The organism is Alkalispirochaeta alkalica DSM 8900 (genome assembly GCF_000373545.1).
GTDB lineage: Bacteria > Spirochaetota > Spirochaetia > DSM-27196 > Alkalispirochaetaceae > Alkalispirochaeta > Alkalispirochaeta alkalica.
Genome location: NZ_KB891725.1, coordinates 89,174 through 112,194, shown reverse-complemented (window position 1 = coordinate 112,194; position 23,021 = coordinate 89,174). Strand labels below are relative to the sequence as shown.

Here is a 23,021-nt window from a genome sequence, read left to right as displayed (position 1 = left end):
TGCTCGTGCTGACGGCAAACCACCGGGGACAACAGCGGCTCCTGGTGGTGGCCTACCCCTCGGGGGCGATCGTGGAAGACCGGATGATCTTCTCCCGCGTTCCCGGAGCTGCGGTCTACTATCCCCGGTTCTACCAACCCCCGGNGCANNTCTCCCGGGAAGGCGCCCCCCGCCAGACCCCTCCCCTGGAAATATGGTTCGGTGGAGACGCCGAGGGGTTTCTCTCGCTCTACCGAAGCGTCCTCTCCAGCCAGGGCCTCACCCCGCCCCAGCGGATGCTCCGCGATCAGGTAGGCGCCTGGGGCGGCTTCCCGCTCTCCACGTCCAGGGAGGCCTCCCCATCCAGTGAAGCCCCCNGGGAAGAGACGAGAATCCTCTACGGGAGTTATTCATCGGACGGCCAGGGAATCAGGCTGGGCGAGCTCCAGGCCGAGGAACCGGCCGAGACCCTGCCNCCTCCCTGGACCGGNTCCGGGACCACCCCGGCCGGGCGGGTCGCCTCCTCTTCCCCAAAATCCTACCGCGATACCCTTCGGCCCCTTCTCTGGACGCCCCTGGCATCGGCCCAAAGCGGCGGGGATCGGGGGGATTCCCTGGACCTGGGAGTGTTTNTTCTCGCCGCCAGCAATCTGGGGCGCCACACCCTGCAGGGCTACGCCCTCTACAACCCCGACGAGCAGGAACCATCGGGAGGTCTTTCCTACACCTTCTCCCCGGGGGTCTCACGGTGGACCCTCGAGACCGACCGTCAGTACGAACTGGACACGGAGGNGACCCTTCTCCGCACCACCGAAATAACCGGCCGGGCCGGCCGGCTCCTCGGGGTCCATCGCGCTCCGGGATCGGTGCGGGTCCTCACCGGGGAAATCGGTCTGGGATACCAGCTGGAAGAGGAAGAGCGGCCCGATTCAACCACCACCACAAGAGAGATAGAGGGTATTCTGGGCCTTCAGTATCTCAGAACGGGACCGGGAGCCTCGCGGGATCTTTTTGGCCCNCCCAAGGTCCTGATCGCCACGGAACTCTCGCTGGTGCCCGATCTCCTCGACGCCGATCCGGCCCGCCTGGAGAGCACCTCCCTGGCGCACCTTCGGGTGCAACCCCTGCGGAGGGTCTCCGGCATGATCGGGGCGATCCAGCTCGCTCCTGCGGGGTATATCACAACCAGCACCGACGGAGACGCCCTGGGGCGACTTCCCTACCGCTCCGGGGGGTTTGACGACCGCCGAACCACCGGCAGCAGGGCACGTACCGACAGCCACGACACAGCCGTCCTGGCCCGGGCCGAAATACTTCTGCCATTGCGCATCGCCGATGCAGCCTGGCGGGGAATCGGCACCATGGGGTCGGGGCTGGCCCTCTATCTGGAACAGGGNGCNGCCCTCTCCTGCAGCGGGGTGTCGCCTACGGCATCCTCCGTGGTGGGAGCAGATTTTACCGCCGACGTTGTCTTCAACNTGATTCCCCTGCGCCTCACCCTGGGNGCAGCGCGCCGCCTGCCCCACCCCGGGAGCGAGACCGACGAGGACTGGACCGTCTACTTCCGACTGGGAGGAACCACCCTGGAATGGCTGGAGGCNGCACCCTGGAGGAGAAGTCCCCGCTCCTGAGAACCGCCCGAAACGATCACGTCCGGAACCGGTCCGAAGCCTCCCGNACCGACCGCGACATCTCCTCGTTTCGGCCGCTCAGCTCGTGAATACTGGCGACCTCTTTGCCGATCACAGCGGTTCCGGCGGAAATATCCTGCATAAGGGCGTTCACGTGGCGGCTGATCTCGACGAGCTTCCCCATCTCTTCCAGAATGGTCCGGGAGCCCGCCGATATCTCGCCGATTCCCCCGTTTACCTGGAGCCCCAGCTGACGCATCTCCTGGAGATTGCCCAGCACCGCCTTTCCGCCCTCCTCCTGCTCGCGCAGGGAATCCCGGACACTCGTCTCGAGATCGTTCACGGTATCCACCATCTCCCGCATGGAGGTGAAGGCCTCGTCGGCCTGAGCCGAGGCCTGGGCGGCGTTTGTGACGTACTCGCGGGTCTTCTTCAACTCTCCCGAGATAATCTTGCTCTGCTTCGCCGAGTTCTCGGCAAGGCTGCGAATCTCTTCGGCCACCACGGCAAAGCCCCGGCCGTACTCACCGGCGTGGGCAGCCTCAATGGCGGCGTTCATCGCCAGCAGATTGGTCTGGGCCGAGACCGAGGCGATCAGCTGGTTCGCTTTCTGGAGCTGTTCCGACTGATCCACCACCTCGGTCACGCGCTCCGTTACCCGGGAAAGGGTGTTTCGTCCGTGATCAGAGGCGTCCACCAGCTTATCCACATACTGATCCACGTGTTCCAGATTGCGCGTGATCGAGGATATATTGGCGGCCATCTCCTCCACGGCAGCGGCGGAATCGTCGATGCTGGTGGTGAGTTGCTGAATCACCTGCTCCAGCGAGGAAATGTTCCCCGTGATCTGCTCCACCGACGAGGAAGATTCACCGATACTCGCGTCCTGACTGACGATCTCCTGAGCCACCCGGGAAACCACCTTCGCGATGGAATCCACCGAAGCCGTGGCGTTCCCCGTACTCTTGTCCAGCTCCCGGGCGTTCTCCTCCATGGAGGCGGTCGCACCCTGTATGTGGTTCACCGTCTCGGCGAGTTTCCCGGCAAAACTGTTGAAGTACCGCGCCACCCGACCGATCTCGTCGCGCCGGTCCTCGGGAAGGCGAGCACGCAGGTCACCGTCACCCACGGCGATCTCCTTCAACCGGTCCGCCGTAGCCGTCAGGGGAGCGGAGATCACCATCCTGGTCACCACCAGGATGAAGAGCGCTCCCGCACACCCCAAGACGAGGGCGATCAGAATCAGGCGAAGCCCCTGCTGCCGCGCCGCCTGGCGAAGGGGCAGCACGTCCACCACGGTCACCACATGGCCCGTGGTGTTACCCGCAAAATCCCGGATCGGACTGTAGGCAAACTCGTGGTGCCCCCTGAAGGCAACCCTGGTCTCACCGCTCTCACTCACCTCCTCGAGAAGTACGGGATCGATCATCCCCTCCGGGTCGAGCCAGTCGTCGGTGACGGCCACCACCAGGCTCTCTCCCACCCGAGCGCGATCTGCACCATCTCCCGCCAGGGCGCGTACGTCGGCAGCATCGGCATTGACCAGGAGGATTACCCCCGTGCGCAGGGCCGAATCGAGAAAGGAGACGATCGACGCCGCCGGGTAATAGGCCTCGACACTCCCCAGATACGTGTCCCCCTCCATGATGGGAGCGATCCCGCGCACCACAAAACCGCCCCGGCCGTACTCGACCGCGATGAGGGGTCGCCTGGTGCGAGCCACCTCAAGAATTGTGGCGCGAAAATCGGCCAGATCATCCCCCGTCTCGTCCGTCCAGGTCCGGAGAAAACTCACCGCCGGAGGCTTGTGAAAGTGCAGCCGGAACTCCTCCTGGCCCACCGCCCTGGCCAGAGACGCCGCCAGGGGACGGGCGTACTCCTGAAGGCGCCGACGCCCGGCCTCGCCGTCGGGATCACCGTAGGCCTGGCGGACCTCCTCCTGCAGGGCTACCACCGTGGCGACCTGCAGGGCCTTCTCGCCCAGCTCCTGGGTCAGCTTGCCCGCCAGCGCGGCCTGGCCCTGCAGATTGTACTCCAGGGCACTCCGTGAGGCCCGCGCCAACCCGCGCGAAACAAGAAGGCCGATCACCGCCAGCAGAACCAGCAACATAACCACAAAGAGAACGGCCACCTTCTGGGCCAGCGACGTTTTTGTATCGATCATGACGAAGATCATTGTATCCACAAAGCCGCCCTTCGTCACCAAAAAAACCGTTCAAAAAATAGGTCTTCCCCCACGCAGCGGCCCCCTGGGCGGGCCCGCAGTGAACCATGCCGGGGCGGATCATTCCCGATGTATTATTGCAGAAAAGGCCCCGTGCCGTTGCAAAGGGCACGGGGAGCGTGTAGGTTTAAAGGTGTGATGACCAACGTGCTCTTTGCCTCCACCCGTCCCGTGGAGTGGGAGACCCTGCGCCGGCACATGCTGGAAACNAAGCTTCCGTGGAACCTCTATATCCCGGAGAACCCCGGCGAAGCCTCTTCGCTGGTCGCNNCGGGGACGGTCCACGTGGCCGTAACGGACATCGCCTATAACGGGGGAGCCCTCCTGGAGGAGCTCTCGCTCTGGGATTACCCCACGGTGATCCTGGTCGATCGTGCCAGCCTGGCGGTGCTCACCGAGAGGCCACAGGGGCTCACCACGGACATTCTCTTTCGCACAGCCGACACCGGAGAATACCTTCGCGCCCTTCCCTTCCTGGTGCGCAAGGTTCTCAACACCCGGGAATCGCTGGAGCAGCATAATCTGACCCTGCGCACCACCGAACAGCGGTTCTACAATCTGGTCCAGGCGCTACCGGACATCGTCTATTCCCTGGACAGTCAGGGGCGGATCACCTTCGTGAACAACTCCATTACCGTCACGGGGTGGAAACCGGAAGAACTCCTGGGAAAGCATTTTTCCGTCCTGCTNGATCCCTCCGAGGTTCGCCGGGTCAGTCGCGATCACGTCTTACCCTCCCTGACCGGAAAAAACACCGGCCCCGAGGGAGCACCGAAACTGTTTGACGAGCGCCGCACAGGGGAACGGCGCACACAGAACCTGGAAATCCGGCTGCCCCACCGGAACAGGNAAAACGGGAAACCCCTCTACGGCACCGTCACCGCCTACGGGGAGATCAACGCCGCAGGCTTCCTCTCCCCCGAGGAACCACCCCACCACCCGGGCACGGTGGGCATCATCCGCGATGTGACCCACCGGGTAGAGACGGATCAGCTCCTCCGCCAGGGTCTGGAGGAAAAAGAGGCCCTCCTCTCGGAGGTACACCATCGGGTAAAAAATAACCTCCAGGTCATATCGAGTCTTCTCAATCTCCAGGCGGGGGCGATCTCGAACCCCCAGGCCCTCTGCCGCTTCACCGACGTCCAGAACCAGATCCAGTCCATGGCGCTGATCCACGAGTACCTCTACCAGAGCGATCACTTCGACCAGATCGATATCGGCGTCTATGTCCGCCGTCTGGCGGATCATCTTCTGGGCACCTATTGCACCGGAGAGAGCCCCTCTCGAATAGAGCTCGCAGTGGATTCCCTGACCATCTCCCTTTCCCAGGCTGTCCCGGCGGCGTTACTCCTGAACGAGATCATCTCCAACTGCCTCCGCTGGAGCGCTCCCGGCCAGGGCCAGAACACTATCACGATCCGGATTCAGGGGACCCCGCCCCGGGGCATCGCCCTCGCCATCGCTGCTCCGGGCGTCACCATTCCCCGGGGCAAGACGATCTGCGCCCGCGATTCCCTGGGGCGAGACCTCGTCAAGGGCCTGATCGAGCAGCTGGGTGGAGAACGCCCCCGGGAACCGGCCGAACCAGGGGTGTTCGAGCTGATATTTCCCCAACGTCACGAAGAACTGCTCCCGGGATCGGAGGGATAACCTGTTTTTCCCGCACCACCGTGGTATCTGTATCCTTGTGAAATCACCCCTGTTGTTCGTAATCGGTGTCATTCTTGCAAGTTGCGGATCCCTGCCGGTCTTCATCGCCGAACCGCCCCCGCCGTCGGATCCGGTGGCGCGCCCGGGAGAACCCGCCGAAGGTGCTGCTGTGGCCGCAGCGGCCCGATCCCTGGTGGGACGCAGGTCCCTGCGAATCCGGGGCCGGGTCTTTCCCCTGGACTGCAGCGGCCTTATCCTGGCGATCTTCTATCAGGCCGGGCTTGATCTCACCCCTGCCTTCGCAGAGGAGACGGGAAACGGAGTAAAGCGGCTCTGGAAGATGGGAACGCCCGTGGCGGAATCGGAGATCGCCCCGGGGGACATTATTTTCTGGGATAACACCTACGACCGGAACCGGAATAACCTCTGGGACGACGAGCTCACCCACGCAGGGATCGTCTCGGCCATAGACGGAGAAGGAACGATCTTCTACGTTCATCACAACTACCGCCGGGGAATTGTGGAGGAGAAGATGAACCTCCAGCGTCCCCACGACACAACTGTGAACAGCGCCATGCGCATGCGTGGCCAGCGCGACCCCCAGGGAGCGCGCTGGCTCTCGAGTCATCTCTTTCGCGAGGCCCGGCGCCTCTACTAGCGGTTGATCCAGGCGGGGTAGCGAGTCCAGCCCGGGTTTGCTGATCCAACCTGCGGGGTAGCGAGAGTCCAGCCCGAGGCCTCACTGATTCACCGGCAGGCCGGACTCGAGGCAGGCCGAAGAGCACCCGCCCTGACTATCAGAACGTACTTGCGTCCACACCAGGACCATCACCGGTGGCATCCTCTCCGGTAATCGTCACAAAGACCCCATTCGGCAAACAGGCCGCCCACTGCCCCCGGCGCGAGAGGAACGAGGCGTAGACACAAATCTTGTCCCGACAGGGGGAGGAGACAAAGCGGACCTGTCCGTCCCTGATTTCCACCAGGGTCTCACCCAGGGGACCGGGTACCAGGATTTCCCGATCCTGCGCAAGGGGATAGACCAGATCTCCCTGGAGGCTGCGAATCTCCACCGTGGCCGGCACACCGCCCCGGTCGGCGGCAAAGACCACAAAGCCAGTCACCACGGCGGCCGCCACAGCAAAAATCAGAAGATCCCCGGGCCGCAGGAGCCGGATCAACCGCAGCCAGCGGGAGCCCCCCCGGGGAAACCTTCTAGCCCTTCCGCTTTTTGTCACGGATATAGATATTGTGGGCCGGACTGTTTTCCATGGGCCGCTCGTCCACCTCGAAGAGCTGCATCGCCCGGATAAGCTCCCCGAGCTTTTTATAGCCGTAGTTGCGGGGATCGAAATCGGGATTGCTATTGGCAACCTTCTGCCCCACCACCCCCAGGGAGGCCCAGCCCGTATCGTCGGCGGCATCCTCGATCCCGTTGCGAACCATCGTTACCAGTTTGGTATCCTGCTTGAGTTCCTTGGCTTCCAGCCGACGGGTGCTCCCCGAGGAAGAGGTATCCTTGGTGTCGGGAGCGTGCTGCCGCCGAAGCACGTCGTTGTAGATAAACCGGTCGCAGGCCCGGACAAAGGCCTTGGGCGTTTTCTGCTCGCCAAAACCGAAGACCGTGAGCCCCTGCTGCCGCACCCGCTGCGCCAGGGGGGTAAAATCACTGTCGCTCGAGACCAGACAGAAGCCATCCATCTTCTCGGAGTAGAGAATATCCATGGCGTCGATGATCATCTTCATGTCCGTGGCGTTCTTTCCCTTCGTGTAGGGATACTGCTGTACGGGCTGGATCGAATAATCCAGGAGTATCTCCTTCCAGCCCCGCATGGAATCGCTGGACCAGTCTCCATAGATCCGCTTGATGCTGGCGATCCCGTAGTTTGCCACCTCCTCCAGGAGGCCCTCCATAATCGCAGGCTGGGAGTTGTCCGCATCGATCAGCACGGCCAGACGCATTTGGTTATCGGTCATTTTTTCTTCCTTCCCCCCGAATTTTTCAGGCCCAGGGCAGGGACAACCGGGATTCCCCGTGGGGAAGATCCAGAAGAGATTCCGCTTCCGGATTCAGCTCCCCCGAAGTCCCCGGGCACACTGCCGTGGCCAGACTGGTCCAGCGCAGATCCTCTCCGCTCTCACCGGCCCGGGATTCTGTCCGAAGACCAGACCCGTCCCAGGAGAAGCTCCCCCGCCAGAAACGCCCCGCGCAATAGCCAAAGCCCTCTCCGGCGTCGCCGTAGAAGGTTCCCTGCGCACGCCCCTCGGCATCGGGAGCGATCAGTAATCGCAACACTCCGTCACCGGTCTCGCCGGTGTGCTGCCGGAGCCCCTCGTGGGGGAGGATGGTGCCCCCCCGGAGGTAGAGGGGAATTCTGTCCAGGGGAGCGTTCCCCACCACCACGGCGCCGCTCCCGTCGGGCTGTCGGGGAACATCGATCCGTTCACCGCTCCAGAAATCGTACCAGACTCCGGCGGGCAGGTAGACACTCCGTTCCTGAACGCCCGGTTCGCGCACGGGGGCCACCAGCAGCGCATTCCCCAGAAGAAAACTGTCGGCCCGGGAGGCGACCCGGGGGTCCTGGGGGAACTCCCAGAGCAGGGGCCGCATCACGGGCGTCCCCCGCCGGGAGGCTTCCTCAAAGAGCGTATAAAGGTACGGCAGCAGGCGGTAGCGAATCCCGATAAAGCGCCGGGCCGTCTCCAGCGCCTCGGGCCCGAAACTCCAGGGCTCGTGATCGCGGGTATCCAGGGCAGAATGAGCCCGAAAGAAGGGCGTGAAGGCCGCCGCCGCGATCCACCGCCGGTAGAGTTCGGCATCGGCGTTGAGCTGGAACCCCCCGGCGTCGCCTCCCACAAAGGGAGCCCCGCTGAGCCCCACGTTCAGAAACATGGGGACCATCATGGTCAGGTGTTCCCACCAGCTGTGGTTGTCACCCGTCCAGATCGCTGCATAGCGCTGCACCCCCGTTCCGCCGGACCGGGTCAGGACAAAGCCCCGTTCCTCCGGCCGGTACTGCAGGAAGGCATCGCGGGTCGCCCGGTTCATGCCGTTGGCGTACTCGTTGTGAACCCGGCCAAAGCTCACCGGTTCGCCCTCGTTGTGGGCCACCAGATCATCGGGAACGGTGAAATTCACGCGGAGCACCTCGTCACCGGTGAAATCGGCAGGTTCGTTCATGTCGTTCCAGATTCCCGCAACCCCGGCGTCAAAGAGAGTCTTGTGCCACCGGGCCCACCATTCCCGCGTGGCGGGACGGGAAAAGTCGGGAAAGGCCGCATCACCGGGCCAGACCTTGCCCACGTAGAGTTCCCCCCCGGGACGGGTCAGGAAGGCCTGCTTCTCCAGCCCCGAGGAAAAAACGGGGTAGTCCACATCGGTCTTGACCCCGGGGTCGACGATCGTGACAACCCGGAACCCCTGGTCCCGAAGGCCCTGCACCATCCGGTCGGGCTCGGGAAAGCGCCGGTGATCCCAGGTAAAGACACGGTAGCCGTCCATATAATGGATATCCAGGTAGAGGACATCGCAGGGGACACGCTCCTCCCGGAACTTCTGCGCCACCTCCAGAACCCGCTCCTCGGGGAAATAGCTGTAGCGGCACTGCTGAAACCCCAGGGCCCATTCCGGCGGCAGGGGTATCCTGCCCGTGAGCGCGCTGTAGCTCTCTACTGCTTCGGGCAGGGACTCATCGGTACGGAGGTAACAGTCAAAGCGGTTATCGTAGATCTCGATCAGAAGGCGGTCCGGTTCAGCCTCACCCACATCGAACCAGACCGTGGCCATGGTGTCGATAAAGAGCGTAACCGTGCCGCCAGGCGTCCAGAGGTACACCACGGGATGGGCCTGGTAGAGGGCGCTTTTTTCAGGGCTGTGGACGGGCTCGTCGCAGTTCCACATCACCCAGGTCCGGCCCCGCTTGTCCAGGCTGCCGGTTTTCTCGCCCAGCCCCATGACACGAACCGCCTCGCCCCGGGGTGTCGAGAGCGGAATGTCCAGAAGGATTCCGTCACGGGAACGGGAAACCCCCAGGGTGGCCGGAAAACCCGAGGGCAAACCGTAGCGGAGGCCCTCCACAGGAACTGCCTCAAGACCCCGCGTGTCCTCGTGGGGATTGTCGTTGGCCGCAACTCCCTGGGTGGCCAGATCGTTCAGACGATGAATACGATCAGAGAAGAACTCCGGGCCACTTCCTCCGGGGGGTACCGGGGCTGCGTCGTACCACTCCCGCATCGGTGCGGTATCCGGGTCCAGGGCCGAGCTCCGGCCGCTCCGGGTCGTACCGTCCAGGGTGACCGCCAGGCGTAACCACCCGTCAGCCGATTGCTGCCACGCCAGATCGGAATGGGGCGCGGCGGGTCTAAACCAGTGATCCTGTCGCTGCTGCATAGCCCGGAGTCTACCGGGCCTCCGCTTCTTCGGCTACCGCAGCGAGCTCTTCTTCCGAAAAAACCCTGTTGATATCGAGGATAATAATGAACTTCTCGTCCTGCTTGCCGATCCCCCGGATAAAATCGGTATTGATCCGCGTGCCGATCCGGGGCGGGGGCTCTATATTCTCCGGCTCCAGACTGATCACCTCCTGGACACTGTCGGCCAGGGCTCCCACGGTCACAACGGAACCCCCCAGTTCCACCTCGAGCACCACAATACTGGTGTCGATCGTCCGTTCCGTGGCCTCCATCCCGAACTTGAGCCGCAGGTCGATCACGGGGACAACGCTGCCCCGCAGGTTGATCACACCGCGCATGAAATCCTGCGTTCGGGGAACCCGCGTAACTGTGGTGTATTCCAGGACTTCCTTTACATCGTAGACCCCAACGGCGTACTGCTCATCGGCCAGGGTAAAGGTCAGATACTCGTTTCGTTCGTCTCTCTGAACGTCGTCACTCATGGCACACCTCTCTGTGTCCTATAGTAATCCACCGGGCAGAACCGTGCAAATTCCCGACGAAGTCTAGCGCATGATTCCCTTCTGGACCTTCTCCACAAACCGTTCCGCATCGCGGCCCTCCAGCCCCACCTTCCCGGCCGCCTCCTGGAGCTGTCCGGGCGTAACCGCTGCTTCATCCAGAAGCGCCCGCAGCGCCGCGAACTCGCTCCCGGAAAAGCGGACTCCTCCCAGCCGATGCTCCCGAAAAGCCTCGGTTGCCAGAGGGCAGACCCGGCTGGTGAGATCGAGCAGGACCTCGGCGTAGGCCCTGATCTCGTACTGGGCGTGGCTGTCCAGGCGGAGCGCCAGAAAATGAAAAAGATTGTGCAGATCGATCTGCCAGTACCATTCGGTGTAGGTACTCAGAGGGAGGTTGATCCGCGCCAGCTCGCGGGCCACATCCTGTGAAAGAAGGTCCTGATAGGCCTGGTAGGAACGGCCCTGCTCCCGGGCCAGGGCCTCCTGAATCTCCTGTTGCTCCTCTTCCGAAAACCCCTGGGCCGAACGCCCCTGTTTGTTGTCCTGCGCCTGGGGCGCGATTACATCGCCCCGGGGCTGATAAAACTCGTCCTTCATCACGCTGTAGCGGCCACTGATCTCGTTGAGCCGGGCCGTGCGGTGGCGAACCCACTGGCGCGCCACAAAGATGGGCATTTTGGCGTGAAAGGTGAGAGAGACCTGCTCGAAGGGCGAGGTATGGAGGTTTCGATATAAATAATGGATGAGACCCCGGTCCTGGCGGTAGGATTTTGTGCCCGCCCCGTAGGAAACCCGGGCGGCCTGGACGATCCGCTGATCTCCCCCGCAATAGTCCACCAACCGGACAAAGCCGTGATCGAGAACGGGAAAGGCCTGGTCCAGGATCTCCTCCGCCGCCGGAACTATCTCGTGTGCCATCGTGGTTTCTCCTTTTCTTGCCGCGCGCTGTTCTGTACCTGCGATCTTGCACGATCCTGCAGCTCCGGGCGTGTTTTTTCGCATTCCTGGCTCGCACCGCCTGCCGGAAACACGGAAAAAGAACTATATTCTGGGAGTGATGAAACGATCAGCCCCCCCTATCCCTGGTGTTCTGCGTCTGTGTGCCCTGCTTCTCTCCCTGGGAGCGCTCTTCCTGGGGAATGCCCCGCTACCCGTCACGGCCCAGACCTCGGGAGCTGCGGCGCACCTCGAGGTCTACGCCGTTCAGAACGACGATAACAGCTTCGACCTCTTTGCCCGCAACGATCACTTCATCCCGATCTACATTAGCGTCGATTTTGATCAGCTCGTCAACCTTGCCCCCGATACCACCCTTCCCTGGCAGGGCGCTATCCCCCCGGGAGAGGAACCCCGACATCTCTTCTCGCTCGCACCCAGGGCACAGCGAGGCCGGATTGGCTACAGCCTGCGGTACCAGGCCGCCCTGGGAGACCCCGCCACGGCCCGGCACCAGGACGATCACCTCTATCTCTTTCCCTTCGGCCACGGAACAAAACGGCGTCTCAGCCAGGGCTTCGGGGGCTCCTTCTCCCACTTTGGGGAAAACCGCTACGCCGTGGACTTCGATATGCCCGAAGGGACACCCGTCCACGCGGCACGGGGCGGACGGGTGGTCCACGTCAAGCAGGACGGCCGGGCAGGCGGCCCCTCTCCGGCCTACGCCGATCACGGCAACGTGATCGTTATCGCCCACGACGACGGAAGTTTTGGCAACTACGTGCACCTGCGCTTCCGGGGCTCCCTGGTACAACCGGGAGATACCGTTTCAGCGGGAGATCACATCGGCTACAGCGGAAACACGGGAATCTCCAGCGGGCCGCACCTTCATTTCGACGTGCGCCTCCCCCAGAGGGACGGGTCGATGCAGTCCGTCCCCTTTCTGTTTCGTGGCCTTCAGGGAGAACCCGTTCCCCCCCGGGAGGGGCACTTCTACTACGCCAGCCACCCCGGCGGGGAAGACTTTCCCGCAGTCTTTGGCGAGGATCTCAGCAACGAGGACTTCGCCGACCACCTGGAGGAGGTGCCCCTCACGAACAGTGTCTCCTTCAGGACCGAGGAACACGACCTGACCCACGCGGTTTACCTGCAAAACGGCTTCCCCGAGGCGATCCGCGCCACTGTGGGATTCAACCTGGTCCATATGCGGGCCGAGGCGGCCCTCCCTCTGGAGATTGAGGTCCCCCCGACGAGCGAGGTCTTCCTTACCCTGCTGCGGGCAGACCCCGCCAGGGATCGCTGGCAGTACGCTCCCACCGTCCGGTTTCAGCGTCTGCGGTAGCCGGAACAGAGCAGAAGAGTCCCGGGCGCTACCCGGGCCTGCCGAAAGGGCATCGACAGCTCATGGGGATTCCCCGGGAGGGCTGTTCAATCGCTGAAAGACCCGGTAGAGCGCCTGGGTTCCCGCGTCGGCAAGCCCTTCGGCCAGGGCGGCCTGGTAGAACTGCCGAGCCAGGGCGAGCCCGGGCAGAGCCAGTCCCAGTCGCTGGGCCTCGTCCAGGGCGATCCCCAGGTCTTTCACAAAATGGCGGATCAGAAACCCCGGGGCCATGTCGCCCGATGCAATACGCAGGCCCAGGTTGTTCACGGACCAGCTCGAGGCCGCCCCGCTTCCCACCACACGGATCACCTCTTCCAGGTCCAGGCCGGCCCGCTCGGCGTAGAGGAGCCCCTCCACCGTCCCGATCATGGTGGAGGCGATCAGGGTCTGGTTGATCGCCTTGGTGTGTTGCCCCGCTCCGGCGGGCCCCATCCAGCGGATATGTTTTCCCATCACACCGAAGAGGGGCAGGAGCCGTTCAAACACGTCCCGCTCACCCCCCACCATAATCGCCAGGGTTCCCTCCCGGGCACCCACATCGCCTCCGGAAACGGGAGCATCCAGGGAGGATATCCCCTGCCGGGCTGCCACCTGGGCGATCTCCCGGGCGAGGGTAGGCCGGGAGGTGGTCATATCCACCAGAACGGGCGCAACCTCACCCGCAGCGATCCGGTCCCGGGCGCCTGCCAGGGTGCCTTCTTCCCCCAGAACAACCTCTTCCACGTCTGCGGGATACCCCACAATGGAGAAAACGCAGTCGCTCCGGCGGGCCACCTCCCGGGGTGTCTCGCACCAGACCGCACCATCCCGGAGAAGATCCTCGGCCCTGGCCCGTGTCCGACTGTACACCGCCAGGCCGTAACCCGCCTGCAAAATCCGCCGGGCCATACTGGCCCCCATGATCCCCGTACCAACCCAGCCTATCTCTTTCATGCGGTTCATGTGGCGCATTCTAGCAAGAAGGATCGCGGCCATCCAGTTCTTCCTCCCCGACCTGGCTTTTCGGGGCCTGGGCCTGGGCCTGCAATTTTTTTCCGGGCCTGGGTCTTCCGGAACTGGCACAATTTTCCGGATGGCTCCATACTTTATCGGGAGGTACAACCCAATGACTTTCGTAACTATATCTGCCTTTCTGGTTGCTGCGGTGTCGCTCGCGCTTGCTCTGCTTCTCCTCGCTCTTTGCCTTCGCACCAGGCGGGCTCACCGGAATGAGTTCAGGGAGATCGCCTCCTTCATCAGGGACAATCTTATCCCCGATTACGGGGTGATCAGCACGGCCGTAACCAGAACCGGCCTTCTCCAGGAGGAGGCCCGGGCCTGGAGCAGCGATACCTCCACGGGACAGATCAGAAAGCATCTGGAGACGATGCTCCTCTCGAACTCCAGCTTCTTCGGTGTCTGGGTTGCCCTCAAACCGGGAGCGCTCCGGGACGTCCCCCAGGCCCACCACTGCCCCTACCTCTACCGCGAGGGAGAAGAAATCCAGGAGATGCAGCTTCCCAACATCGAGAGCGAGCACTTCTTTATCCTCCCCCAGAAGAGCGGCCACCTGGAGCTGCTGGAACCCTTCGAGTACGACCTCAAGGGCGAGATGGTCCTTATGACCACCGTAGCAACCCCCATCTTCCGCGATGAGGAAATCATCGGGGTCTGCGGGGTGGATATCCGGCTTCGAACCACTCGAAAGATCTTTCCCAACCTGCTGGACCTTCCCCCCAGCCTTCCCCTGGTGGTAGATCCCCAGAACCCCGCCACCAGGGATCTCACGGAAATCCGCCAGAGCGTCTACGCCGCCGAGAGCAACATGCGGGAAATGCTCGCCTCTCTCAGGGAACTTCTCTCCTCCCGAACCCAGCTCGAGGCAAACGTGGAAAAAACCCGGGCTGTCACAGAGTATATCTCCGAGGCGGTCACCGCCATGATCGAAGCTACGGAAACCCAGGGAACCGACACCAGGGAAGCCGTGAGCGCCGTGGAACAGATGAGCCGCTCCATCGAATCCCTCTCCTCCCGGATTCAGGATCAGTCAACCATGGTAGAGGAGGCCTCGGCCGCCATAGAGGAGATGGTTGCCAACATCCTCTCGCTGCAAAAGCTCCTCGCCTCCAACGCGGAACGGTTTTCCGAGCTGGATCAGCGGTCCAAGGCAGGGAACACCATGATGCAGGAGGTGGTTACCATCGTAGAGGAGATATCGAGCGACTCCATTGCCCTAAACGAAGCCAACGGGATCATCGCGGCCATCGCCTCCCAGACAAATCTTCTGGCGATGAACGCCGCCATCGAGGCAGCCCACGCCGGTGAGTTCGGCCAGGGCTTCTCCGTAGTGGCGGGCGAGATACGCAAACTGGCCGAAAACTCTGCGGCCCAGGCAAAAACCATCTCGGGGCGCCTCAAATCGGTTCGATCAAAGATCGAACACTGCGTTGACACCAGCGGCAAGGCCCGGGAGACGATCCTGCGCCTGGACGAACTGATCCAGGAGGTGAGGAACCGGGAGCAGGAGATAAACGGAGCCATGAGCGAACAGGCTGCGGGCAGCACCGAGGTTACCAAGGCGCTGCACCACATGGTGACGATCACCGACGAAGTCTCGGGAGCCTCCCGGGAGATGAACGAGGGGCGGGCCCGCATGGTAGAAGCGATCCAGGGGATCGACGCCTCCACCCGGGCTCTTCAGGAACGAACCGGGGGGATCTCCCGGCAGGCCGAAGTCCTGGAAGAGACCGTTACCACCGTAGAAACGGTGGTCAACGAGATAGCCCGCACCATGTACGTCAACGGCGTGGCCTGACCAGAATACGAAGGGTGTTCAGGACGGTGAGTACCGTGACACCCACATCGGCGAAGACCGCCATCCAGAGCGAGGCCATTCCCAGAGCGGCAGCCACCATCACGGCGACCTTGATCCCCAGGGCCGCCGCGATGTTCTGGAGCACCACCCTCCGGGTACGGCGGGCTATCGCAATTCCCTCGGGCAAGAGCCCCGGGTCGTCCCCCATGAGCACCAGATCGGCCGCCTCCACGGCGGCATCGCTCCCCGCCCCGCCCAGGGAGACACCCAGGTCCGCCCGGGCTATCACCGCGGCGTCGTTGATTCCGTCACCCAAAAAGGCGATCCCCCCGGGGGTTCCATCCCCCGCCAGGAGCTCCATCTCCCGAACCTTCTCGTGAGGAAGAAGCGCTCCCGCAGAGCGATCGGCCCCCAGCAGGGACCCGACGCGTTCCACAGCTTCGCGGCTGTCACCGCTGAAGAGGAAAATCTCCCGAACCCCCTGAAGACGCAAACGCTTCACCGCCTCGACCACACCGGGCCGCACCTCATCCCTCAGAATCAGACACCCCAGATAGCGCGATCCCCGGGCCAGGTGGAAGGGTGTACCCCCGAGAGCCCGGGCCTGATCCTGAACCTGAAGGAACACCCCCTCTTCCCGATTCACCCCCGCCTCATCCGTCAGGTAACGAGCCGAGCCGCCCCGGATCATTTCGGCGGGATCGTCGCTTCCCCCGGGAAAGACCACCGTACCCCGGCCCGGGATTTCCCGGACCTCGTCGTGCCGAGCCCGATACTCGACCCCCTCGAGCCACCCCTGGTCGGGCACCCCGCCCTCGGGCTCCCCCAGACCCTCCTGGCCCCGCACAGAGGCCACAACCCCCCGGGAAACGGGATGGTTCGAGGACCGGGCCGCCCGGAAAGCCGCTTCGAGCAACTCCCCAGGGCCAACTCCCCGGGCAGGAACGACCCGATCCACCCCGAAGGCCCCGGTGGTAACGGTCCCGGTCTTGTCGAAAACCACCCGGGAAATACCGGTGAGCACATCCAGGAAGGAGCTACCCTTTATCAGGATACCCCGCCGCGAGGCCGCGCCGATCCCCGCAAAATAGGCCAGGGGAATGGAAACGACCAGCGCGCAGGGACAGGAAACCACCAGAAAAACCATCGCCCGGTATCCCCAGAGAGAAAAGGACCCAAACCCCGCCAACGGGGGAACCAGAGCCAGCACCACCGCCCCCGCCACCACCAGGGGCGTATAGACCCGGGCAAGACGCGTCATGATCTGCTCCGTCCGGGCCTTTCGCGATGCAGCCTCCTCCACCAGCTCGATCATCCTGGCCACGGTGGATTCCCCCTCCCCGGCGGTGGCCCTGATCACCACCCGGGCATCCACCACAATCGAACCGGCCCTGACAGGATCGCCCTGATCGAGACGCCGGGGCAGGGACTCACCGGTGATCGCCGAGGTATCCACGGCGCACCCTCCCCGCTCTATCACCCCGTCCACAGGAACCCCCTCACCGGGAAGGCATACCAGAAGGTCCCCCTCCCGAAGGGAGGCAGCCGCCACAACCCGCTCCTCATCGCCCTGGAGCAGACGAGCCGTAGCAGGCCGAAGGTCCAGAAGGGCCTTCACCGCGCCCCGGCTCCGCTGTACCGCAGCGGACTGCAGGGTATCACCCACCTGATAAAAGACCATCACCGCCGCCGCTTCGGCCCCCTCGCCCAGGAACCAGGCCCCCAAAGTCGCCACGGTCATGAGCATACTCTCGTCCAGGGGACGCCCCGCCAGCACGGTTCGACCCGCCCGCAGGATCACGGGAAACCCCGCAAGACCGTAGGCAAGGCCAACAAGAAGCGACTGATCTGTCAGAAGCCCCAGCAGAAAAGCGACCAGGGCACCTGCGGTACGGAGAACCCGCTGGCGGCTCTGCCTGTCCAGGGAGCTCAAGGAGAACCCCTTCCTCCCGGCCCGATCTCCCGCTCCCGTCCTTTCGGGGGTTCTTCCCTCCCCCCCGGGAGAGGTCACGAGGGAGGCCCCCGGCTCTATGGAGCGGACCAGCCGGTTCAGGCTCTCCCTGTGGTCAACGTCGCCTGATCCCCCGTCGCCGTACTCCAGACGGATCACTCCCGTACCGAGATGAACCGAGGCGGCAGCCACCCCGGGAAGCCTTCCCGCTGCCTCTTCTATTCGGGCAGCACAACTGGCGCAGGACAAACCCGCCACGCGAAAGGTTGTAATTTCATTCATATGATCACCTGTTCATATATTATCCCCCGGGAGAAGGGTCCGTCAATCCCGTTTCTCCGTCTCTCCCCTTCTGCCGGTAGCCTCGGGAGTGTCGGGGCAGTATGTTATGATACGTAATCTCACCACTACCGTACGAAAGGGGTTCGCGCTATGGAATATCGACGTTTGGGATCATCGGGGCTGAAGGTATCGGCCCTCTCCTTCGGCTCCTGGGTAACCTTCGGCAAGCAGGTTGATATCGACCTGGCCGCTGAGGAGATGAAGGCCGCCCTGGATCAGGGAGTGAACTTCTTCGACAACGCCGAGGTTTACGAAAACGGACAATCCGAGATCGTCATGGGTCAGGCAATCAAAAAGCTGGGGCTGGTCAGAAAGGACTATCTCGTTTCCACCAAGATTTTCTGGGGTGGCCCCGGTCCAAACGATCAGGGCCTCTCGCGAAAACATATCCTGGAAGGAACCCGGGCAGCTCTGGAGCGGCTCCAGGTAGAGTACGTGGACCTCATCTTCTGCCATCGCCCCGATCCGGAGACCCCCATCGAGGAGACGGTTCGGGCCATGCACCACGTGATCGACCGGGGCTGGGCTCTCTACTGGGGAACGAGCGAGTGGAGCAGCGAGCAGATTCGGCAGGCCTGGGAGGTGGCTCACCGCCTGGGGCTCACCCCCCCCACCATGGAACAGCCCGAGTACAACATGTTCCACCGGGAACGGGTGGAAGTCGAATACGCCCCCCTCTACCGGGACTTCGGGTTGGGAACCACCATCTGGAGTCCCCTCGCTTCGGGGGTCCTCACGGGGAAATACGGTCAGGGAATAACCGATGGCCGCCTCACCCTCCCCGGCTACGAGTGGCTCCGGAAAATCTACGAATCCGACGAGGGACGATCACGAATAGAAAAGGTGGAGAAGTTGCGCCCCGTCGCAGCCGATCTGGGAGCAACCCTGGCGCAGCTGGCGATCGCCTGGACCCTGAAAAATCCCCGGGTCAGCACGGTTATCACCGGAGCATCCCGGCCTGAACAGGTCACGGAGAACATGAAGGCCCTGGAGATCCTCCCCAAACTCGATCAGGGCGTGATCGATACAATCGAGGAGATCCTCCAGAATCGCCCCAAGGAGCCACGCAACTGGCGAAGCGCCTGAGGGTGACTTGACGCTCCCGGACCATCGGCAGTAGCTTGGGTCCGACAGACACAACGGGGGGCTCGCAAAATGCCGCGAGCTGAGATGAGGGGGGCAAACCCCTCGACCCGAAGAACCTGATCCGGGTAATGCCGGCGTAGGGAGACGATACCGGGGCCGTGTGTCCCGGTAAAACAGCGAGGCGTCTCCGGGAGGGGACGCCTTTTTTTATCTCTCCCGACGTAATCACATGTACGCACGTTCCGTGCAGGGAGGTACCAATGATTTCTGACTCATCTTCGCCCTCGGAGCGCCAGTCCTTTTCCGGCTGCCGGTTCTCGCTCTCCGTCATGAGCGATGACTTCGTTCCCGTGATCCTGGGCGCCATCGAGACCCTGGGAAAGCCCGGGGATCTTCGCATCGAGACCGACGATCTCTCGACGCTCCTCATCGGCCCGCCCCGGCGAGTCTTCCAGGCCGTCCAGGGGGTCTACGCCGAGGCCTGCCGCCGGGGCGGGCACGTGACGCTCTCGGCGCTCTTTTCCCGGGGATGCCCCGGCGAACCGGGAGACCCCCTGTGCACTCCCCCCGATCGCGCCCCCTCCCTGGCCGGGGAGGTCCAGGCCCCGCCCCCGGAAGAGGGCATCCCCGTGAGCGCCCATTTTTCCCTCTATCCCCTGGGCGATCCCGGCTACATGGCGACCATCGCCCGGGCGATCACCTCGGTGCAGGACGACGGGGTCTTCGGCGGGGCCAGCCATTTCTGCACCCGCCTGGAGGGGGATATCTCGCGGGTCTTCGCGTCGATTCTCAAGACCTTTGAATCCGTCACCGCCGATACCCCCCACGTGGTCCTCCATCTGACCGCCTCCAAGGGGAGTCCCTCAAAAAAACCGGTGCAGAAACAGCCGGTGCAAAAAGAAAATCCCCATCCCGACAACCAGAATCAGGAGTCATCCCGTGAAAACAGCTGAACACCCTCCCGCCCTGACCAGACCATCCTGGACCATGCGCGAAACCGTCGTCCTGGCCGTGATAAGCGTGGTCTTTGCCTTTCTTCACCTGGCCTGGATACAGGTCTGGCTCATTCTCCAGGCCTTTATTGGTCCCCTGGCCATGGATATCGTCATGGGATTCTGGTACAGCAGCTCCATCTTCGCCGCCTATATCCTGCGAAAACCCTTCGCCGGCCTGGTGACGGCCCTCCTCTCCGTGACCGTCCAGATCCTGGCAGGAAACCCCTCGGGAGCGATCATGCTCCTCACGGGGCTGGTTCAGGGGGCTGGCTGCGAGGTTCCCCTGGCCATGACCAGATGGAAACGGTACTCCCTGCCCGTGATGATCGCCTGCGGGATCTCCACGGCCCTCTTCAGTTTTGTCTATACCTGGTTCCGTTTCAGCTATCACCAGCTGGCCCCCTCGCTGGTGCTGACCATGCTGGTGATCAGGGTGATCAGNGGAGCCCTTCTGGGGGGTGTCGTTGCCTGGTTCCTGGCCCGGGCGGTGGTAAAAACGGGTGTCACTGCGGGACTTACCGTCTCTCGATCTGCCGGATCCCGGGTTTCCGGTGATTGAGGCCCGATCCTTCGGGGTCCGCTACGAGGGTGAGCCCGACCAGGTCCTCCGGGATATCTCCTTCAGCCTGGGACCGGGGGAGCGGGTGCTCCTTCTCGGTCCCGGGGGGAGCGGGAAAAGCACGCTCCTGGCGTCCCTGATCGGTCTCATCCCCCACAGCCACGAGGCGGAGCTCCAGGGGTCTCTCTCGGTACAGGGTCTCGCCACGGTTCACTCTTCCCCGGGGCAACTCTCCCGGAGGGTCGGGATGGTCTTCCAGGACCCGGACAGCCAGCTCACGATGCTCACCGTGGAAGAAGAGATCGCCTTTGGCCTGGAAAATCTGGGGATACCTCCCGAAGAAATGGACCAGCGCATCCTGGATGCCCTCCACCAGGTTGGACTGGGGAGATACCGGACCTCCCGGGTGGACCGTCTCTCGGGGGGAATGAAGCAACGGCTGGTGATCGGTGCAATTCTTGCCATGGAGCCGGAGCTGCTGGTCCTGGATGAACCCACGGCAAACCTCGATCCCCGGGCCGCCCGGGAGATAAGTCACCTTCTTCTGGACATTTCACGGCGCCGCCGGGAGCTGGCGATCCTCCTGGTGGAACACCGCCTGGACGAGATGGCACCCCTGGCAACCCGGGTGCTTCTCCTCGATTCCGCGGGACGCCTTGTCCTGGACCTCCCGGCCCGGGAAGCCTTCGGCCCCCGGGCCGGGACACTCCGCCGCCACCAGGTCTGGCTTCCCACCGGGAGTGCTGCAGCTCTCCAGGCGGGGATACCCCCCGCCTTCGACGCCCCCCCGGGCCAGGCAGCCCCGGAGGAGCTGGAAAAACTGGCGGCTTCCCTCAATCAGGACCAACCCCGCAGGGACTGCCTCCTGGAATGGTGCCAGCCTGCTGACCCAACCCCGGGGGACCCTCACCCCTGCGGCTCCGAAACACCCGGCCCCGTGCTCTCCCTGGAAAATATCACCCTGAGCTATCCCCGAACCCCCTCGCCCGAACCGGTTTTGAAGAATCTCTCCTTTTCTCTGGCAGCGGGGGAGATCTGCGCCCTGGCAGGCCCCAACGGCAGCGGAAAAAGCACCCTGGCCGCCACCGCCATGGGACTGATCGCGCCCCAAACGGGCCGGGTCCTTCTGGAGGGCCGTGACCTCGCGAACATTCCCCTGCGCGAACGCTCCCGCCAGGCGGGCTTTGTCTTTCAGAACCCCGAACACCAATTCGTGACCGATTCGGTCTTTCAGGAAGTGGCCTTCACCCTGCGTCAGCAGGAGTTCAGCGACGGGGAGATCCGGGAACGCACCGAAGTGACCCTGGAAACCCTGGGCCTGGGACATCTGGCCGGGCGCAACCCCTTCTCCCTGAGCTTCGGGCAAAAGCGACGGCTCTCGGCGGCCTCCATGATGGTGGCAGAACGGAAGCTCCTGATCTTTGACGAACCAACCTTCGGTCAGGACCCGGCAGCTCTGGAGGAGCTTCTGAATCTGCTGGACCTGCTGGCAGCGCGGAAGACAGCGGTGCTGATCATCACCCACGACATGGACCTGATCTGGTCCCGGGCGCACCGGGTTGCCCTGCTTCTGGATGGAGCCATCGCCCTGGAGGGACCACCAACAGAGGTCTTCGCCCGGGAAGAACTGCTCCATCGGGGTGGCCTCATCCCTCCCCCGCGCTACCACCTCCACAGAGCCCTCACCCGAAGGAGTCACCGTCGTGAACCATGCCCTCTTTGAGTATTACCAGGAGCGATCACCCCTGCACCACCTCAACCCCGCCGTCAAGCTGATCTCCAGCCTGGTGGTGATGATCTTTACCTCCCTCATCTTTGACCCCTTCACCCTGGCGGCGATCACCCTCTTCGGTCTGGCCCTCACCCTGGGCCCGGGCAGGGTTCCACCCACCCTGGTTCTGCGGGGGCTCATCCCCTTTCTTCTCTTCGGGGCAGGATTCTTCTGGATGAACGCCCTCATGCCGCGCGTCACCTCCGGAGCGGGAACCGGGGAGGAGCTGCTCTTCTCCTTGGGCCCCCTGGGGTTCCACCGCACCGGGGTGATCAACGGGGTCAGCTTTGGCATCCGTTCCCTGGGGTTCGGAGTATACTCCCTCCTCTTTGTGGCAACCACAAATCCCACAGATTTTATCCTGAGTCTGGTCCACCAGGTGCGGCTTCCTCCCCGTCTCGCCTACAGCGCCCTCGCCGCCTACCGGTACCTGCCAACCCTCCACTCCGAGATCACCATGATCCGCAACGCCCACCAGGTACGGGGCACCCGGGAGGGTTCCGGTCCGGGCGGCTTTTTCCGGAAAAGTTACCGCTTCACCATCCCCCTCCTAGTGAGCGGCCTTCGCCGCGCCGGTCGTGTCGCCGACGCCATGGAAGCCCGGGCCTTCACCGGCCGGAACCGGAGCTGGTACCGTCAAACCCGCATCGGCTTCAGGGATCTCCTCTATGTGGTCGCCCTGGCCTCGGGAGTTGTCCTTATTACCCTCTATTCCCACCACAGGGGGACGCTGATCTTCTGGGGCGGCCAGCTCTGGAACTAGGGCAGCGAAAACCTTTCAAAAACTGTCATTTTTTATCCCGAACCTC

17 protein-coding genes and 1 riboswitch are annotated in these 23,021 nt (G+C 63.3%); of the genes, 9 read left to right on the top strand and 8 right to left on the bottom strand.

Going from position 1 to position 23,021, the window contains the following annotated elements:
• Window positions 1-1,626: 1,626 nt before the first annotated feature.
• Window positions 1,627-3,720, bottom strand: coding sequence for a methyl-accepting chemotaxis protein (locus B071_RS0110595; protein WP_438829687.1), 2,094 nt, complete (start codon window positions 3,718-3,720; stop codon window positions 1,627-1,629).
• Between the two features lie 183 nt (window positions 3,721-3,903).
• On the opposite strand from B071_RS0110595, the gene B071_RS18565 reads away from it, so the two are divergent.
• Both B071_RS18565 and B071_RS17145 read left to right on the top strand, forming a co-directional pair.
• The gene (locus tag B071_RS18565) at window positions 3,904-5,484 is read left to right on the top strand and encodes a sensor histidine kinase (RefSeq protein ID WP_083914861.1); all 1,581 of its coding nucleotides are present in this window, start codon (window positions 3,904-3,906) and stop codon (window positions 5,482-5,484) included.
• A gap of 37 nt (window positions 5,485-5,521) precedes the next feature.
• Window positions 5,522-6,142 (top strand): NlpC/P60 family protein, encoded by a 621-nt coding sequence (locus B071_RS17145; RefSeq protein WP_157703155.1) that lies wholly within the window; start codon window positions 5,522-5,524, stop codon window positions 6,140-6,142.
• 139 nt (window positions 6,143-6,281) lie between these two features.
• Here B071_RS17145 and B071_RS17140 read toward each other — a convergent pair whose 3' ends face one another.
• From B071_RS17140 to thyX, 5 genes are all read right to left on the bottom strand, one after another.
• A complete protein-coding gene (locus B071_RS17140) occupies window positions 6,282-6,722 on the bottom strand; it encodes a NusG domain II-containing protein (protein WP_157703153.1) in 441 nt (146 codons plus the stop codon).
• Entirely contained in the window at window positions 6,700-7,461 is a 762-nt protein-coding gene (locus tag B071_RS0110570; protein ID WP_018527062.1) for an NYN domain-containing protein, read from the bottom strand. The genes B071_RS17140 and B071_RS0110570 overlap by 23 nt, the downstream gene beginning before the upstream one ends.
• A 25-nt stretch (window positions 7,462-7,486) precedes the next feature.
• Window positions 7,487-9,874 (bottom strand): glycoside hydrolase family 31 protein, encoded by a 2,388-nt coding sequence (locus tag B071_RS17135; protein WP_094354960.1) that lies wholly within the window; start codon window positions 9,872-9,874, stop codon window positions 7,487-7,489.
• Window positions 9,875-9,884: 10 nt separating this feature from the next.
• Window positions 9,885-10,379: a chemotaxis protein CheW gene (locus tag B071_RS0110560; RefSeq protein ID WP_018527060.1), complete on the bottom strand. Its 495-nt coding sequence runs from the start codon at window positions 10,377-10,379 to the stop codon at window positions 9,885-9,887.
• A gap of 63 nt (window positions 10,380-10,442) precedes the next feature.
• A complete protein-coding gene (gene thyX / locus B071_RS0110555; RefSeq protein WP_018527059.1) occupies window positions 10,443-11,315 on the bottom strand; it encodes an FAD-dependent thymidylate synthase in 873 nt (290 codons plus the stop codon).
• 139 nt (window positions 11,316-11,454) lie between these two features.
• Between thyX and B071_RS17130 the strand changes: the two genes are divergently transcribed.
• Window positions 11,455-12,675 (top strand): M23 family metallopeptidase, encoded by a 1,221-nt coding sequence (locus B071_RS17130; protein WP_083914853.1) that lies wholly within the window; start codon window positions 11,455-11,457, stop codon window positions 12,673-12,675.
• 60 nt (window positions 12,676-12,735) lie between these two features.
• Here the strand turns inward: B071_RS17130 and B071_RS0110545 are convergent, their stop codons facing one another.
• Window positions 12,736-13,689, bottom strand: a complete 954-nt coding sequence (locus B071_RS0110545; protein ID WP_245534076.1) for an NAD(P)-dependent oxidoreductase — start codon at window positions 13,687-13,689, stop codon at window positions 12,736-12,738.
• A gap of 130 nt (window positions 13,690-13,819) precedes the next feature.
• Here B071_RS0110545 and B071_RS17125 point away from each other — a divergent pair, with 130 nt between their 5' ends.
• The gene (locus B071_RS17125; RefSeq protein WP_018527056.1) at window positions 13,820-15,508 is read left to right on the top strand and encodes a methyl-accepting chemotaxis protein; all 1,689 of its coding nucleotides are present in this window, start codon (window positions 13,820-13,822) and stop codon (window positions 15,506-15,508) included.
• On the opposite strand, the gene B071_RS0110535 is transcribed toward B071_RS17125, so the two are convergent.
• Window positions 15,492-17,741 (bottom strand): heavy metal translocating P-type ATPase, encoded by a 2,250-nt coding sequence (locus B071_RS0110535; RefSeq protein WP_018527055.1) that lies wholly within the window; start codon window positions 17,739-17,741, stop codon window positions 15,492-15,494. The two genes, B071_RS17125 and B071_RS0110535, sit on opposite strands and share 17 nt — an antisense overlap.
• A gap of 150 nt (window positions 17,742-17,891) precedes the next feature.
• Here B071_RS0110535 and B071_RS0110530 point away from each other — a divergent pair, with 150 nt between their 5' ends.
• From B071_RS0110530 to B071_RS17110, 5 genes are all read left to right on the top strand, one after another.
• On the top strand, window positions 17,892-18,887 hold the full coding sequence (locus tag B071_RS0110530) for a potassium channel beta subunit family protein (RefSeq protein WP_018527054.1): 996 nt from the start codon (window positions 17,892-17,894) through the stop codon (window positions 18,885-18,887).
• 54 nt (window positions 18,888-18,941) lie between these two features.
• Window positions 18,942-19,030, top strand: a riboswitch (TPP riboswitch).
• 117 nt (window positions 19,031-19,147) lie between these two features.
• On the top strand, window positions 19,148-19,840 hold the full coding sequence (locus B071_RS17120; RefSeq protein WP_018527053.1) for a YkoF family thiamine/hydroxymethylpyrimidine-binding protein: 693 nt from the start codon (window positions 19,148-19,150) through the stop codon (window positions 19,838-19,840).
• A 34-nt stretch (window positions 19,841-19,874) separates the two neighbouring features.
• Window positions 19,875-20,441, top strand: a complete 567-nt coding sequence (locus B071_RS0110520) for an ECF transporter S component (RefSeq protein WP_040588177.1) — start codon at window positions 19,875-19,877, stop codon at window positions 20,439-20,441.
• Window positions 20,434-22,164 (top strand): ABC transporter ATP-binding protein, encoded by a 1,731-nt coding sequence (locus tag B071_RS17115; RefSeq protein WP_018527051.1) that lies wholly within the window; start codon window positions 20,434-20,436, stop codon window positions 22,162-22,164. Before B071_RS0110520 ends, B071_RS17115 begins: the two co-directional genes overlap by 8 nt.
• The gene (locus B071_RS17110) at window positions 22,145-22,975 is read left to right on the top strand and encodes an energy-coupling factor transporter transmembrane component T family protein (RefSeq protein WP_018527050.1); all 831 of its coding nucleotides are present in this window, start codon (window positions 22,145-22,147) and stop codon (window positions 22,973-22,975) included. The genes B071_RS17115 and B071_RS17110 overlap by 20 nt, the downstream gene beginning before the upstream one ends.
• Window positions 22,976-23,021: the final 46 nt, after the last annotated feature.

Coding starts and splice junctions, on each gene's coding strand:
- B071_RS0110570 (WP_018527062.1), bottom strand. CDS start 7,461: ATGACCGATAACCAAATGCGTCTGGCCGTGCTGATCGATGCGGACAAC.
- B071_RS17135 (WP_094354960.1), bottom strand. CDS start 9,874: ATGCAGCAGCGACAGGATCACTGGTTTAGACCCGCCGCGCCCCATTCC.
- B071_RS0110560 (WP_018527060.1), bottom strand. CDS start 10,379: ATGAGTGACGACGTTCAGAGAGACGAACGAAACGAGTATCTGACCTTT.
- thyX (WP_018527059.1), bottom strand. CDS start 11,315: ATGGCACACGAGATAGTTCCGGCGGCGGAGGAGATCCTGGACCAGGCC.
- B071_RS17130 (WP_083914853.1), top strand. CDS start 11,455: ATGAAACGATCAGCCCCCCCTATCCCTGGTGTTCTGCGTCTGTGTGCC.
- B071_RS0110545 (WP_245534076.1), bottom strand. CDS start 13,689: ATGGCCGCGATCCTTCTTGCTAGAATGCGCCACATGAACCGCATGAAA.
- B071_RS17125 (WP_018527056.1), top strand. CDS start 13,820: ATGACTTTCGTAACTATATCTGCCTTTCTGGTTGCTGCGGTGTCGCTC.
- B071_RS0110535 (WP_018527055.1), bottom strand. CDS start 17,741: ATGAATGAAATTACAACCTTTCGCGTGGCGGGTTTGTCCTGCGCCAGT.
- B071_RS0110530 (WP_018527054.1), top strand. CDS start 17,892: ATGGAATATCGACGTTTGGGATCATCGGGGCTGAAGGTATCGGCCCTC.
- B071_RS17120 (WP_018527053.1), top strand. CDS start 19,148: ATGATTTCTGACTCATCTTCGCCCTCGGAGCGCCAGTCCTTTTCCGGC.